13 protein-coding genes are annotated in these 15,402 nt (G+C 45.3%); 9 read left to right on the top strand and 4 right to left on the bottom strand.

Translation table 11 applies throughout. The features are described from left to right. The first annotated feature begins 3 nt into the window (after positions 1–3). Positions 4–2,877, top strand: a complete 2,874-nt coding sequence (gene uvrA, locus CDO84_RS17070) for an excinuclease ABC subunit UvrA (protein WP_040081685.1) — start codon at positions 4–6, stop codon at positions 2,875–2,877. Between the two features lie 336 nt (positions 2,878–3,213). Further along, positions 3,214–4,083 carry a flagellin Hag gene (gene hag / locus CDO84_RS17065; RefSeq protein ID WP_040081686.1) on the top strand — a complete coding sequence of 290 codons (870 nt, stop codon included), beginning with the start codon at positions 3,214–3,216 and terminating at the stop codon, positions 4,081–4,083. A 198-nt stretch (positions 4,084–4,281) separates the two neighbouring features. Here hag and CDO84_RS17060 read toward each other — a convergent pair whose 3' ends face one another. Further along, positions 4,282–4,512 (bottom strand): hypothetical protein, encoded by a 231-nt coding sequence (locus CDO84_RS17060; protein ID WP_040081687.1) that lies wholly within the window; start codon positions 4,510–4,512, stop codon positions 4,282–4,284. A gap of 217 nt (positions 4,513–4,729) precedes the next feature. On the opposite strand from CDO84_RS17060, the gene yvlA reads away from it, so the two are divergent. The 5 genes from yvlA (at position 4,730) to CDO84_RS17035 (ending at position 10,775) form a co-directional block, all read left to right on the top strand. Further along, on the top strand, positions 4,730–5,056 hold the full coding sequence (gene yvlA, locus CDO84_RS17055) for a protein YvlA (RefSeq protein ID WP_014665526.1): 327 nt from the start codon (positions 4,730–4,732) through the stop codon (positions 5,054–5,056). Between the two features lie 24 nt (positions 5,057–5,080). Continuing rightward, positions 5,081–6,178, top strand: coding sequence for a DUF4097 family beta strand repeat-containing protein (locus CDO84_RS17050; protein ID WP_040081688.1), 1,098 nt, complete (start codon positions 5,081–5,083; stop codon positions 6,176–6,178). Between the two features lie 4 nt (positions 6,179–6,182). Then, positions 6,183–6,380 (top strand): PspC domain-containing protein, encoded by a 198-nt coding sequence (locus CDO84_RS17045; protein ID WP_014665524.1) that lies wholly within the window; start codon positions 6,183–6,185, stop codon positions 6,378–6,380. 1 nt (position 6,381) lies between these two features. Beyond that, a complete protein-coding gene (locus CDO84_RS17040; protein WP_003228066.1) occupies positions 6,382–6,741 on the top strand; it encodes a phage holin family protein in 360 nt (119 codons plus the stop codon). 164 nt (positions 6,742–6,905) lie between these two features. Next, positions 6,906–10,775: a lamin tail domain-containing metallophosphoesterase family protein gene (locus CDO84_RS17035; protein ID WP_040081689.1), complete on the top strand. Its 3,870-nt coding sequence runs from the start codon at positions 6,906–6,908 to the stop codon at positions 10,773–10,775. A gap of 19 nt (positions 10,776–10,794) precedes the next feature. Here CDO84_RS17035 and nagR read toward each other — a convergent pair whose 3' ends face one another. The 3 genes from nagR to nagA are packed head-to-tail and all read right to left on the bottom strand — an operon-like array spanning position 10,795 to position 13,459. After that, positions 10,795–11,526, bottom strand: coding sequence for an N-acetylglucosamine utilization transcriptional regulator NagR (gene nagR / locus CDO84_RS17030; protein WP_040081690.1), 732 nt, complete (start codon positions 11,524–11,526; stop codon positions 10,795–10,797). Positions 11,527–11,543: 17 nt separating this feature from the next. Then, entirely contained in the window at positions 11,544–12,272 is a 729-nt protein-coding gene (nagB, locus tag CDO84_RS17025) for a glucosamine-6-phosphate deaminase (protein WP_040081691.1), read from the bottom strand. Next, a complete protein-coding gene (gene nagA / locus CDO84_RS17020; protein WP_040081692.1) occupies positions 12,269–13,459 on the bottom strand; it encodes an N-acetylglucosamine-6-phosphate deacetylase in 1,191 nt (396 codons plus the stop codon). The genes nagB and nagA overlap by 4 nt, the downstream gene beginning before the upstream one ends. A gap of 181 nt (positions 13,460–13,640) precedes the next feature. On the opposite strand from nagA, the gene hprK reads away from it, so the two are divergent. Both hprK and lgt read left to right on the top strand, forming a co-directional pair. Beyond that, on the top strand, positions 13,641–14,573 hold the full coding sequence (hprK, locus tag CDO84_RS17015; protein ID WP_014665519.1) for an HPr(Ser) kinase/phosphatase: 933 nt from the start codon (positions 13,641–13,643) through the stop codon (positions 14,571–14,573). A gap of 13 nt (positions 14,574–14,586) precedes the next feature. Beyond that, entirely contained in the window at positions 14,587–15,396 is an 810-nt protein-coding gene (gene lgt / locus CDO84_RS17010) for a prolipoprotein diacylglyceryl transferase (RefSeq protein ID WP_014665518.1), read from the top strand. The last annotated feature ends 6 nt before the right edge of the window (positions 15,397–15,402 follow it).

Raw genomic sequence — 15,402 nt, 5'->3', positions numbered from 1 at the left:
CAAATGGCTATGGATCGGATAGAGGTGAAGGGAGCCAGGGCGCATAACCTGAAAAATATAGATGTAACGATTCCAAGAGATCAGCTTGTCGTTGTCACGGGTTTGTCCGGATCAGGTAAATCCTCCCTTGCCTTTGACACGATATATGCTGAAGGACAGAGACGGTATGTCGAATCGCTGTCTGCTTATGCCCGCCAGTTTTTAGGGCAAATGGATAAGCCTGATGTTGATGCAATTGAGGGACTGTCTCCCGCCATCAGCATCGATCAGAAAACAACGAGCCGCAATCCGAGGTCTACTGTCGGTACGGTAACGGAGATTTATGATTATCTGCGTCTTTTATATGCGAGAGTAGGGAAGCCTCATTGCCCGGAGCACGGAATTGAGATTACATCCCAGACCATCGAGCAAATGGTGGACAGAATTCTGGAATATCCGGAACGGACGAAGCTTCAGGTGCTGGCGCCGATTGTCTCGGGCCGAAAAGGCGCTCATGTCAAGGTGCTTGAACAGATTAGAAAACAAGGCTATGTCAGAGTCAGAATTGACGGCGAGATGGCTGAGCTTTCCGACGATATCGAATTAGAAAAGAATAAGAAGCATTCCATTGAGGTTGTCATTGACCGGATTGTGGTGAAAGAAGGCGTGGCAGCCCGGCTGTCAGATTCATTGGAAACGGCGCTCCGTTTAGGTGAAGGACGGGTTATGATTGATGTCATCGGTGAGGAAGAGCTGATGTTCAGCGAGCATCATGCCTGTCCGCACTGCGGATTTTCAGTTGGTGAGCTTGAGCCGCGCCTGTTTTCGTTTAACAGTCCGTTCGGGGCGTGTCCGACGTGTGACGGTCTCGGAATGAAGCTTGAAGTGGATGCCGACCTTGTCATCCCCAATCAAGATTTGTCATTGAAGGAGAATGCGGTCGCCCCATGGACACCAATCAGTTCACAATATTATCCTCAGCTGCTTGAGGCAGTCTGCACCCACTACGGGATTGATATGGATGTGCCGGTCAAAGATCTGCCGAAGCATCAACTGGATAAAGTGCTGTACGGCAGCGGAGATGATCTGATTTATTTCCGATATGAAAATGATTTTGGACAAATCCGTGAAGGTGAAATTCAATTTGAAGGCGTATTGCGCAACATTGAAAGACGCTATAAGGAGACAAGCTCTGATTTTATCCGTGAACAAATGGAGCAGTATATGTCTCAGAAGTCTTGTCCGACGTGCAAAGGCTATCGGTTAAAGAAAGAGGCGCTTGCCGTATTGGTTGACGGACGCCACATCGGAAAAATTACCGAGCAGTCTGTAGCCGATGCACTCGCCTTTTTCAAAGGCCTTACCCTTTCTGAGAAGGATATGCAGATCGCCAATTTGATTTTGCGCGAAATTGTGGAGCGCTTAAGCTTTCTGGACAAAGTCGGCCTCGATTACCTGACATTGAGCAGGGCAGCGGGAACGCTGTCCGGTGGAGAGGCACAGCGCATCAGGCTGGCGACTCAAATTGGCTCGCGCTTATCCGGTGTGCTTTATATTTTAGATGAACCGTCTATCGGTCTGCATCAGCGTGATAACGACCGCTTGATCAGCGCACTGAAAAATATGAGAGACCTCGGGAACACGCTGATTGTTGTCGAACATGATGAAGACACGATGATGGCAGCGGATTATTTAATAGATATTGGACCGGGTGCCGGCATTCACGGCGGACAGGTGACATCTGCAGGTACGCCGGAAGAAGTGATGGAAGATCCGAACTCATTAACTGGCAGCTATTTATCAGGGAAAAAGTTTATCCCATTGCCTCCTGAAAGAAGAAAGCCGGATGGACGTTACATTGAAATGAAAGGCGCTTCAGAAAACAACCTGAAAAAAGTGAATGCCAAGTTCCCGCTTGGGACGTTTACAGCAGTTACAGGTGTTTCCGGTTCAGGAAAGAGTACACTCGTTAATGAAATTTTGCATAAGGCGCTGGCGCAAAAGCTTCATAAAGCGAAAGCGAAGCCCGGCAGCCATAAAGAGATAAAAGGTTTGGACCATTTAGACAAAGTCATCGACATTGACCAGGCGCCAATCGGTAGAACGCCGAGATCCAACCCTGCGACATACACCGGTGTGTTTGATGACATTCGCGATGTATTTGCGCAGACAAATGAAGCGAAGGTCCGCGGCTATAAAAAAGGCCGTTTCAGCTTTAACGTGAAGGGCGGGCGATGTGAAGCCTGCCGCGGAGACGGGATTATTAAAATTGAAATGCACTTCCTTCCTGACGTATACGTTCCATGCGAGGTATGCCACGGCAAACGCTATAATCGGGAAACGCTTGAAGTGACGTACAAAGGAAAAAGCATCTCTGATGTGCTTGATATGACGGTTGAAGATGCTCTTTCTTTCTTTGAAAATATCCCGAAAATCAAACGCAAGCTTCAAACCCTTTATGATGTTGGTTTAGGTTATATTACGCTCGGCCAGCCGGCGACGACCTTGTCGGGCGGAGAAGCGCAGCGCGTGAAGCTCGCATCAGAGCTGCACAAACGCTCGACCGGACGCACGCTCTACATTTTAGATGAGCCGACGACAGGTTTGCATGTCGACGATATCGCCAGACTTCTTGTCGTGTTGCAACGGTTGGTAGACAACGGAGACACTGTACTGGTTATTGAGCACAACCTTGATATCATTAAGACGGCCGATTACATTGTGGATTTGGGCCCGGAAGGTGGAGCCGGAGGCGGAACCATTGTCGCGTCAGGAACGCCTGAGGAAATCACCGAAGTGGAAGAATCGTATACAGGCCGTTATTTGAAGCCTGTTATGGAGCGTGACAAAAAACGCATGAAATCGCTCTTGGAAGCGAAAGAAACGGCTACATCTTAAAAACTTTATTAAGAGAGAACAGCTTGTCAGCAAGTCCATCCAGGGGCTTAGCAGGCAAGCTTTTTCTTTACGGCATAATAGGTTTAGAATCGTCTTTGGGTAAAATTTCTTTGGGAAAACGCCTAAACATTTACAAATTGCTGTCGATATATGAATTGAAAGGCGGATGATGATTTCCAAATCAAGCAGACAAACCCTATTAAGGGGTTTAAAGGCATCCTTAATCAATAACTGAATCTACATAGGTTAGAAGCTTTATTGGAATCTCATACGCCAGAAATCAAAGAAAAGGAAGTCTTTGATTTCAGAATAAATACACATGGAGGTAATTTACACATGAGAATTAACCACAATATCGCAGCACTTAACACACTGAACCGTTTGTCTTCAAACAACGGTGCGAGCCAAAAGAACATGGAGAAACTGTCTTCAGGCCTTCGTATCAACCGTGCGGGAGATGACGCAGCGGGTCTTGCGATCTCTGAAAAAATGAGAGGACAAATCAGAGGTCTTGAAATGGCTTCTAAAAACTCTCAAGACGGAATCTCTCTTATCCAAACAGCTGAGGGTGCATTGACTGAAACTCATGCAATCCTTCAACGTATGCGTGAACTTACTGTTCAAGCTGGTAACACAGGTACGCAAGATGATACTGACCTTCAAGCGATCCAAGACGAAATGGACTCTTTAATTGAAGAGATCGGTGGGCAAGACGGAAGTAAAGGTATTGCGGACCGTACACAATTTAACGGTAAAAACCTGTTAGACGGTTCTTTTTCAGAAGCAAGCGGTAAACAGCTTACATTCCAAATTGGAGCGAATGGCGGACAGCAGTTAAGTGTAAACATTGAGAGCATGAAAGCTGCTGACTTAGGTTCAGACGCTATCAAAATCAAAGATATTAAAGTAACAGATTTCACAACTAATTCATTTGACGATCAACTTGGAGCTATCGACGCAGCAACGAATCAAGTATCTGCTCAACGCGCTAAACTTGGTGCGGTACAAAACCGTCTAGAGCACACAATCAACAACCTTGGTGCTTCTTCTGAAAACCTTACAGCTGCTGAGTCTCGTATCCGTGACGTTGACATGGCGAAAGAAATGAGCGAGTTCACAAAGAACAACATTCTTTCTCAAGCTTCTCAGGCGATGCTTGCTCAAGCAAACCAACAGCCGCAAAACGTACTTCAATTGTTACGTTAATTTCTGAAAAGCTATCTCTTTCTGATAGTCACAGCTTGCCGACAGAGTCCATTAACTGGATGTGCCGGCAGGCTTTTTTTGTTACAATCATAGTGTGACAGCCAGGGAATCACTTGTTTTTTCAAAACAAAAAAGGCAAGATATTGTCATCTAACCTTTAGCTTTGTTTCAGTTATAATGATGAAATGTTTTCCGCAATTATAAAGTCTTCTTATACAGCTGCTTACTTACACTCATTAAATCTTGAACAATATGCGTGCTGCTGCTATCGAGCAGCACTTTTATATATTGGATATCGTGAGAGATCGGGAAGGGTCCGTGAATTTGTTCAAGCTCGGCGATCATTTCACGATTCATTCTTTTTTGTTCATGAATCAGCTTTAACACGGATTCTTGTGTTACTGTATAGTCACTGGTATCTTTCTCCATTGCTTGTCCAGCCTCCTTGGTTGCCGTAAGCTTTTTACATATTGTAATCGGTATAGCCGGAAGATTCTACTTCTAAAACTTTTTAAAATCCAATTTCCGTAAATCGGAGCATGTCTAAAGAATGAATTTGAAACCTGAAGAGATTTTAAACGTATAAATAAGTAAAACGTCCCTGATCTTTTGTCATGGACAATTCACAATAGGAGTGTGGAATGAATTGAACCGTAATCAAGCTATTATTGCATCACTTTGTTACTTCAGTGTGTTCATTGCGCCAATCATTGTGCCGATTGTCGCTTATTTTGTAGTAAATGAGAAAGAAACAAAACGCCATGCGATACGTTCTCTTATTTCTCACATTGTTCCGTTTGTCGGCTGGCTGTTCCTTTTTATTGCTTTACTTGGCGGAGCTATTGCGATTGATGGAGACAGCCTTCTTCCCGTATTTGTAATCATTGGGGGAGCGGTTATTTATTTCTTGGTTGTCATTGGCATTATCATTTGGAATGTGATTCAGGGCATTAAGGTCCTGCGTGCAGCATAAGTAGACAATGGGGAGGAGATCGTAATGAAGCAAGAAAAGGAACGAATCCTTAAGCTTGTTGAGGAAGGGAAGCTTACCGCACAAGAGGCTTTGACACTGATTGAAAAACTTGACAGCGACTATAAGGAAAAAGAAGAGAAAATCACAGCGCTCTCAGTTCACGTTCATGACGAGGAAGAGCCATTTACAACGGCAAAAAAAGAGAGCGGTAAGCCGTCTTTAGGAGCCAAGCTATTTGACTGGATTGATTCTGCTGTGAAAAAGGTCAAGGAAGTTGACCTTGATTTAAACTTCGGCCATGCATATGATGTTCAGCACATTTTTCAATTTAAAGATACTGACTTTTCCAGTGTTGAGCTGCAAATTGCCAATGGCAGCGTGAATATCGTCCCTTGGGAAGATGAGGATATCAGAGCGGAATGCCAGGCAAAGGTATATCGCGCTGACAGCCAGGATGCGGCGAGACATGCATTTCTTCAGCATATTGAATGCGAAATCAAAGGAAATAAGTTTTTTATCCGTACTGAGAAAAAGACGATGAAAACGAATGTCACTTTGTATATTCCTCAAAAGGAGTATGATAAGATTCGGGTGAAGCTGTTTAATGGACCGATCAGAGGGGAACATTTACATGTAAAAGAGTTCTCAGCGAAAACGACAAACGGCGTGCTGTCGTTCTCGCATTTAACAGCTGAAAAAGCCATTGCTGAAACGGCCAACGGGCAAATTAAGCTCGCCAGCCACAGCTGCGGAACGATAGAAGCGGAAACCATTAACGGATTGATCGATCTCCGAGGGAAAAGCGAATCCATTGACGTTCAAAGCTTTAACGGAAATATTGCGATTAACGTAACAGAATCAGACTGCCGCTCCATTTATGCAAAAACAACGACTGGGAGTGTGGAGCTTGCGATTCCGGACGATCTCGCAGTGAAGGCAGAGCTGAAAAGCAATCTTGGTTCGCTGTCCCATGAATTAATGGATGTTGAGATGCTGAAGGAAAAAAATGAAACCATTCAAAAAGAAATGATGTTCACTTCAAATCAGGCACATGATCAAAACATCACCGTCTTCTCAGAATCATTAACAGGCGCCATCAAACTAAAGTACTCACAGAGGTGATCGAATGAATAAGCTTTATCGCTCAGAAAAAGACAAGAAAATCGCTGGTGTCATTGGAGGTCTCGCGGAATATTTCAATTGGGATGCATCACTCCTCAGAGTCATAACTGTCATCTTAGCAATTATGACAAGTGTCTTACCGGTTTTGCTCATTTATATCATTTGGATTTTTATCGTCCCGTCAGAAAGGGATATGAAATGACATGGTAAAATGGGCAGTCAGCATTTTAGTCAATGCATTGTTATTAATCGTCATTGATGGATATATTGACTCCATCCATATCAGCAGCATTGGGGCAGCGATTATCGCCAGCCTCATTTTATCGATATTAAACGTGCTGATTAAACCGCTTTTAATTATTTTTACACTGCCGGTCACCATGGTGACGCTTGGGCTCTTCTTGTTTGTGATTAACGCCATCACGCTGATGATGACTGCGTCCATCATGGGTGACAGTTTTCAAATCGACGGCTTCGGCACAGCGATATGGGCATCCGTTATCCTGTCGGTGTTTCATTTATTGATTCAAAAAGGCATTTTAGAGCCACTTAGAAAAAAATAAAAAAAAGCTGCCGCAAAGGCAGCTTTTTTACATGTTCTGCAGCCTTCTTAAAAAATTAGTGAAGTAATTGCTTTTTGTTGCTTTGTCAGATTGGACATTGTTTAAAAATGAACTCATAAGCTTCCCTGTTCAGACGCAAAATACATGAAAAGGGAGGTGTTTTGGTGAGGAAATACACAGTTATCGCTTCTGTGCTATTGTCTTTTCTATCCGTTTTGTCTGGCGGCCATCATGAATCGAAAGTTTTTCCTGTTATACAGCAGGAACTATTTCAAACGCCTCATTACATACCTTTGCTTGAAAATCCTCCTCAAATTGATGTGAAAGCTGAAATGAGAAGCAACCTAATGATTGAGGCTCAAGTTCGCGACAATTCGTATCAAGCATTTTCCGCCTTTCTTTTTTACAAACAAAGTAATGAGCTGGGCTACAAAATGGTGCCGATGGATCCGACACCCGGAGCGGTCCGCAAGTTTTTGGCGCAAATTCCGAAACGTTTGATTTGGAACAGCGAGCTTGAGTATTACATTGTGATGTCGAATGGGAAGCAGCGGGTGGAGTCGGAGACGCAGAAACTGAAGCTTGAAGGATATCAGGCTGACCTTGCGCATATTCCAGAGCTTTTGATCACAGAGCTGGCGGTTGATACAAAGAACATAGGACGCGCAGACGGTTATGAATTTATTGAGATTTATAATACGACTGACAGAACGATTGATTTTAAAGACTACCATATCCGTTACCGCTACCCAAAAGAAGGGCCAGACTCCGATTTGATTTGGAGACCTGATGAAAAGATCTTGATACCATCCGGCGAAACGTTTGTCATCTGGCTGAAGCCTGCCGGGCATCCAGAATTGACGCCGGAGGATTTCAATCGGTATTATCAGACACAATTAATAGAAGGAAAAAATCTTGCGGTGATAGACGAGACAGAGGGTATGGCCAATACGAGGCCGCGGGCGGTTGTAATATCAACGAATACAGGAAAGGATATTTCGGCAGCGCATTATCGGAAACATGCGCTGCGCCGGCTGTCATCTGTGCTTTACAAGTATCCGCTAAACGGAACTGCAGAACTTTTGAACATTTCAATCGGGGAAAAAAATCCGTCTCCCGGAACCGTATTACAGGCACAGGTACCCGAGCAGAAACGGAAAATCAAGCTGGATAAAGAAAAGCCGGTTATTGAGGATTTGACTGACCGCAAGCCTGTCCGCCCTGCTGAAAGCATTGAGCTGCGGGCTGACATAAGGGATCGCAGTCTGGTGAAAACAGCAGCTTTTTACTACCGGACGGATGAAAACAAACCGTTTAAGCGAATTCTTGCTGAAAAAGACCGCAACGATAATCTTTACCATTATATTGTGTATTCGCCTGAACTGATTGGGAAGGATCAGCTTGAGTATTACGTGGCGGCCGGGGACGGGATTAATGAAGCAAGAACGCCTGTTAAAATGATTGATATTAAACAAACAAGCAAGTCGCATGGTTTGCGGATGAACATTGAAAACAGAGACACGCTGTCGGGAACTCAGTTTCTCAAAGCCACGACAGACGGGCGAGCTGACAGCATTAAGCTATGGATTGACGGAAAAAAACAAGTGACAGAGCCCGCGATGGAGAAAGAAGTGTATTTTGCGTTTGATACGAGGAAAACGAATCTTTATTTTAAAAACGCGGTAACGATGGAAGGCAAAGTATTACAAGTGTTCGATGATACGACAAATAAATACCGCACCTATTCTGTTCCATTGCCGGAGACGCTGCTGCGCAAAGGGAAGCAGCTGCAGCGTATTACAATACGATCGGGTTCAAAGGTGTCACCGTTTGATACGGCTGAAAACCGAGATGACTTCTTAGTCAAAAACGCCCGATTGGTGTTATCGGATGGAACGGTAATCAGGGATGAGAGGGTTTCCCCTGAGAAGGAACTCTTGATTGGCGATAATCAGCGCTCGAATAAAAGCTGGCAATTTCAATTCAATCTGCCTGACGGACTGTTTACATCACAGCTGCTGGAGTGGGACACATCAAAGCTTTCTGAAGGCGCTCACCATATTCAAGCAAGCAACGGCAAGGAAAATGTCAGCCTGGTTGTAAGGGTAGATAATTCAGGGCCTCACATTGAGCCGAATATTACCGAGGGGCAAACATATAAAGGAAACCTTATCCTGCAGGCGGATATGTATGATAAATGGAGCAAAATTGAGGAAGCGGAAGCGTTTTTAGATGGGGAAAGCATTACACTTCCATATCATACGTCATCCTCTGAACTTTTGCCGGGAAAACATTCTCTAAAAGTGACGGCAACGGATCTTGCGGGCAATAAAACAGTTATTGAGAGGACGTTTAAAATTGAACGAGAGCATCCGGACCAGCCGGAGGTGATAGACACCGAAGCTGACACGCATAAGGCGAAGCTTTCTGTGCGGGTGAAGGATCCGACGAATGATGCCATGGATGTTGGTTTTTATAGGGGATTTCAATATACAGCGCGCAATCATGTGAAAATATTTAAGCATGCGTCACTGACTGAACCGCCGAAAAGCTTTGTGCCGGAAAGTGAGACTCCGTTTACGAATAAAGAATTGGAGCTGGTATCTGCTGCTGATGGAAAAACAGTATCGACAGAAAAGAAAGAGCTTTTCCCTTATCATCGCTTTGAAGTGACTGTTGATCAATCCGTGGATGAGAATGATTTGGCGGAAGCAGTTTGGAAGGGCAGTTCTTTGCCGGGGAGAAAGGTGACGATGTATGCTTGGAATTATCGGACCAATGAATGGCAGCCCGTTGACAGCTTTGTCGCGAAGGATGACAAACCATTTACGCTGAAAGCGTCTGTGATCGCCTCCGATTTTGTACGGGAGTCGAAAATGAACGTGATCGTACAGGATGAAATTCCTCCTGCGAAGGATATGTACACATTTGTCTGGATGTCTGATACACAGTATTACGCCGAAAGCTATCCGCATATTTTTGATAAACAGACCGAATGGATAAAAGATAATCAAAAGCAGCTCAATATCAAATATGTGTTCCACACGGGTGATATTGTAGATGATTCTGCCGATATCAGACAGTGGAAAAACGCTGATCGGTCAATGTCCGTTCTGGATAAGAACGGAATTCCATACGGCGTGCTGGCCGGTAATCACGATGTCGGGCATAAGGATGGTTCCTACAGGGCGTTTGGCAAATATTTTGGCAGCGATCGTTTTGATAAAAAATTGCATTACGGCGGTTCCTATAAAAACAACCGCGGACATTATGACCTGATTTCGAGCAACGGCAACGATTATATCATGCTTTACATGGGATGGGGCATTACGGATGAAGACATCGCGTGGATGAATCAGATACTGAAGAAGCACCCTGACCGGATGGCTATTTTAGCTTTTCATGAGTATTTGCTGGTCAGCGGAAACAGAAGCCCAATCGGAGAGAAAATATTCAAAGAAATCGTGAAGCCGAATCCGAATGTGGTGATGGTGTTGAGCGGGCATTATCATAGTGCGATGAGAAAAACAGATGAGCTGGATGATGATGGTGATGGAAAACCGGATCGTCTTGTGCATCAAATGTTGGCCGATTATCAGGGCGGGCCAGAAGGCGGGCAAGGGTATTTGCGTTTGCTTCAATTTGACCAGGCCAATGACATGGTGCACGTATCGACGTACTCTCCGTATGTAAAGGATAAGAATTACTATGATACGGATACCTATGGCAACAAGGATGAATTTTCCCTTTCGCTTGATTTGAAGCCAAGAATCAAAAAGGTGGAAACCGATTATTTTGAATGTAACGTATATACCAATGAAGAGCTCGGAAAACGAGAGCAAGTGAAGAGCGGGGATACAGCTGAATTCCACTGGGATCATCTTGAACCGCAGTCTGTTTATTATTGGTACATTATCGTGGAAGACAGTTTTAACGGCAAAACGAAATCACCGATCTGGAAGTTCAAGACGAAAAAAGAGACATATCGTCCGGCACCAGACCAGTTTGATTTTCGCCATGTCTCCAATCCTTGAAAAGGGTTGGAGGCTTTTTTTATGAAAGACGATCCATATAGTGGACAAATGTATAACGGTCGCCTCTGTATACGGATTTTGCATGCTCAAAAGCAGTTCCGTTCTGCAGATATGTTGTTCGTTTGATTAATAGGACAGGCGCTCCCTTTTGGATACCAAGAATGTGTGCTTCTTCCGAGGTGGCAGCGCTTGGCTCAAGCTCCTGTTTGGCACGGGCAATCGGTATGTTGTTGTACCTTTCAATATGCTCGTAAATCGACGACTGAAAATGCGATTTATTTAATTCACCCGCAAGCTCAAACGGAATATGTGAGGACTCAATCGCCATCGGAATATCATTTGCCAGCCGCACCCGAGTGATTTTATGGATAGAGGAGGGGTGCCCGCAGCCTAATATAGCCGCGAGCTCCTCAGTTGAATCAATAAGCTGATAATCAATGAGCTTGCTGCCCGGTGTCATTCCGCGGCTTTTCATATCCTCGGTAAAGCTTGTCAGTCCTTGGAGGGCTTGTTCCATTTTTGGCTTGCTGACAAAGGTGCCCCGCCCTTTCAGGCGATAGAGCAAGCCTTCATTAACTAAATTAGAAAGCGCCTGGCGAACCGTCATCCGGCTGATCCCGAATTGTTCGGCATATTCGCGCTCAGAAGGAAGAGGCATGTCCGGCTGCAGCTCTCCGTTCTTAATTTGGTTTTTTAGTTGCTCCATAATCTGATAATAAATCGGAATAGGCGATTGTTTATTGATATGCATAAGTCAGCATGTTCCTTTCAAGGTCTTAATGACGCGGCTTCACGATCAATCAAAACCGTAACATCGGAATGCAGGTGCAAAGCAGATGCGGGAAACTCTTCGCTTATGTTTCCTTCTAACAGCTTACTTACAGCTTCCGCTTTGCTTTTTCCAGAAATGATCAGCAGAATGCGCTTGCTTGAGAGTATTGTTTGAATTCCCATTGTCAGTGCTTTTTTCGGCACGCTGTCTATGGAAGGAAAATATCTGGCATTCGCTTGGCGGGTTTGCTCATTTAATGTCACAACATGAGTTCGCGACTTGAAGGACGTTCCCGGTTCGTTAAAGCCGATGTGTCCGTTTCGCCCGATGCCGAGAAGCTGTATGTCAGTGCCGCCCAGGGATTCGACTAGCTGTTCATACCGTCGGCATTCGGCTTCCAAATCGTCTGCATTTCCATTCGGAATAAAATGCCGGTTAGGCTTGATGTTGATATGCTGAAAAAAACGGTCGTTCATATAGAAATGATAGCTGTTCGGATCGTTGTTTGAAAGTCCGGCGTACTCATCCAAATTAACTGTAGTGACGTTTTGAAATGAGAGATTCTCAGTTTGGTGCAGGCGGATCAGCTCGCGATATGTGCCTTCCGGCGTGCCGCCTGTCGCTAAACCGAGAACGGCATCAGGCTTATCTTTGATTGTAGCTGCTGTTATTCTGGCTGCTTTTTGGCTTAGCTCTTCATACGTTTGACATTCCATTACTTTCATATCTGGTCAGCCTCCTTGGATATAAATGCAATGTTTCCGCGGCAAATGGTGAGAATTACCTCACAATCACTGCTGACAATCACCAGATCTGCATCTTTTCCCACTGCCACACTGCCTTTTCGGTCAAAGATGCCCAGCTGTTTGGCCGCGTTTGCAGAAGTTATATTAGCTATATCCATCCAAGAGCAATTTGTAAACTCACGCATATGCCGTGCGCCATCGTTCATTTTGAGGATCGAACCGGCAAGGGTTTCGTCTGAAAGAAGAGCTGTTCGTCCTCTTACCGTCACACTTTGGCCGCCGAATTCATATACGCCGTCCTTCAGTCCTTTTGCCCTCATGGAATCAGTAATTAAAATGAGCTTGCTGCTGCCTTTTGCCAGAAAAGCAAGCTTTGCCGCTAAAGGATGGGAGTGGATGCCATCGGCGATAAGCTCTGTCACAAATCCATCATGAGCCAGTGCCATTCCAATTACTCCGGGTTCTCGGTGATGAAACGGGCTCATCGCGTTGTACAGATGGGTCATATGGGTCGCGCCTGCTTTGGCGGCCTCCGACAGCAATGCGGAATCGGCATCTGTGTGCCCCATGGACGCAATAATCGATTCGTCTTTCAAATGGCGGATCAGTTCAAAATGCTGATCCTCCTCCGGCGCAAGTGTAACAATTTTGATCAGTCCGCCCGCCTCCTGCTGCCACTTTTTGAACAGCGCAACATCAGTAGGCCTGATCCACTCTTTTGGCTGGGCTCCGGCTCTTTTAGGTGAAACAAAGGGACCCTCTAAATGAATGCCGAGCAGTTCCGCACCTAATAAAGAGGACTCTTCAGCCGCTTTCCACTCTCTTGCATTCACCAGCGCTTGAGAAATGTTCCCATGCTCTTGGGTAATTGTTGTGGCTAAAAAGCTCGTCGTGCCTTCTTCGGGCAGTCTTGACGACATGATGTCAAGGGCGGAAAAGCTTGCGTCCATCGTATCCGCTCCATAGCCCCCGTGGATATGAATGTCAATCATGCCGGGAAGCAAAACGGAATCCGCAGGTGCTTGAATCTCTTTTGAATATGACTCCTTGGGCCGTTCTATTGAGACTGTGCTGATTTTTCCGTCATTGATTCCGACATAGCCGTTTTTGATTACTTCATTTTCTGTCACGATCGATATGCCTTTGATAAGAAGACTCTCTGCCATAGATGATCCGCCTTTCTGTAATTTGAATACCTTTATTTTACTCTTTTTCAGACTAGTGATCTAGACCAGCTGAGGTGTTTTCCCGCCTTTTATAAAATCTGTTTTAGGTTCAAGCCCGAAAGTGATAAAATGAAAGTATTGTGAGCAAGCTCGGGGCAGCCCGGAACAGGAGGAACATATCGTGGCAAAGGTTCGCACAAAAGACGTAATGGAACAGTTCAATTTGGAATTAATCAGCGGAGAAGAAGGAATTAACCGCCCGATTACAATGAGTGACCTATCAAGACCAGGCATTGAAATTGCCGGATATTTTACATATTACCCGAGAGAGCGCGTGCAGCTTCTTGGAAAAACAGAGCTTTCTTTCTTTGAACAGCTTCCGGAAGAGGATAAAAAGCAGCGAATGGAGTCTCTGTGCACTGATGTAACACCAGCTATTATTCTTTCTAGAGATATGCCAATCCCGCAGGAGCTGATTGACGCTTCTGAGAAAAATGGGGTGCCTGTCCTCAGATCGCCGCTAAAAACGACAAGACTGTCAAGCCGATTAACCAACTTTCTTGAGAGCCGGCTGGCGCCTACCACGGCGATTCATGGCGTTCTTGTCGATATATATGGTGTCGGCGTGCTGATTACAGGAAAAAGCGGCGTCGGGAAAAGTGAAACAGCGCTGGAGCTTGTGAAACGGGGGCACCGTCTTGTCGCCGATGATTGCGTTGAAATTCGGCAGGAGGATCAGGATACCCTTGTCGGAAACGCTCCGGAATTAATTGAGCATCTCCTTGAAATCAGGGGGCTTGGCATTATCAACGTGATGACGCTGTTTGGCGCCGGCGCGGTCAGAAGCAATAAACGAATCACGATTGTCATGAACCTTGAACTTTGGGAGCAGGGCAAGCAATACGACCGTCTCGGGCTTGAGGAAGAAACCATGAAAATCATTGATACAGAAATCACAAAACTGACGATTCCCGTCCGTCCTGGCCGAAATCTGGCAGTCATCATCGAAGTGGCAGCAATGAACTTTAGATTGAAGCGGATGGGGCTGAATGCCGCTGAGCAATTTACGAACAAGCTGGCGGACGTCATTGAAGACGGTGAACAAGAGGAATAGGAGTTGGCGTTAAATGAATGAAGCGATAGAACCACTCAATCCCATAGCTTTTCAGCTGGGGCCGTTAGCCGTCCATTGGTACGGAATCATTATCGGTCTCGGCGCTTTGCTGGGGCTGTGGATTGCGATGAGGGAAAGTGAGAAACGGGGGCTGCAGAAAGATACGTTTATTGATCTTGTCTTGTTTGCCATTCCGATTGCAATTATTTGTGCACGAATTTATTACGTTGCCTTTGAATGGGATTATTATGCGGCACATCCGGGAGAGATCATTAAGATCTGGAAGGGCGGCATTGCCATTCACGGCGGGCTAATTGGCGCCATTTTAACTGGTTATGTGTTTTCGAGAGTGAAAAACCTTTCGTTCTGGAAGCTTGCGGATATTGCCGCGCCAAGCATTTTGCTCGGCCAAGCGATCGGCCGCTGGGGGAACTTCATGAATCAGGAAGCGCACGGCGAGGCTGTCAGCAGAGCCTTTTTAGAAAGCCTGCACCTGCCTGAATTTATCATCAATCAAATGTACATCAATGGGCAATATTATCATCCTACCTTTTTATATGAATCACTATGGAGCTTTGTCGGCGTTATTGTTTTACTGCTTCTGCGCAGAGCGAATTTGCGAAGAGGCGAGATGTTCTTGATCTATATCATTTGGTATTCAATCGGAAGATACTTTATTGAAGGAATGCGGACTGACAGCTTAATGCTGACAGAATCACTTCGCATTGCTCAGGTGATTTCAATCGTGTTGATTGTTTTGGCTGTGGCAGCCATCATCTTCAGACGCGTCAAGGGATACTCGAAGGAGCGGTACGCGGAGTAGACGTCA

This window comes from Bacillus sp. MD-5 (assembly GCF_002201875.1).
GTDB classification, from domain to species: domain Bacteria; phylum Bacillota; class Bacilli; order Bacillales; family Bacillaceae; genus Bacillus; species Bacillus stercoris.
This window is presented reverse-complemented; position numbering and strand designations above follow the sequence as displayed.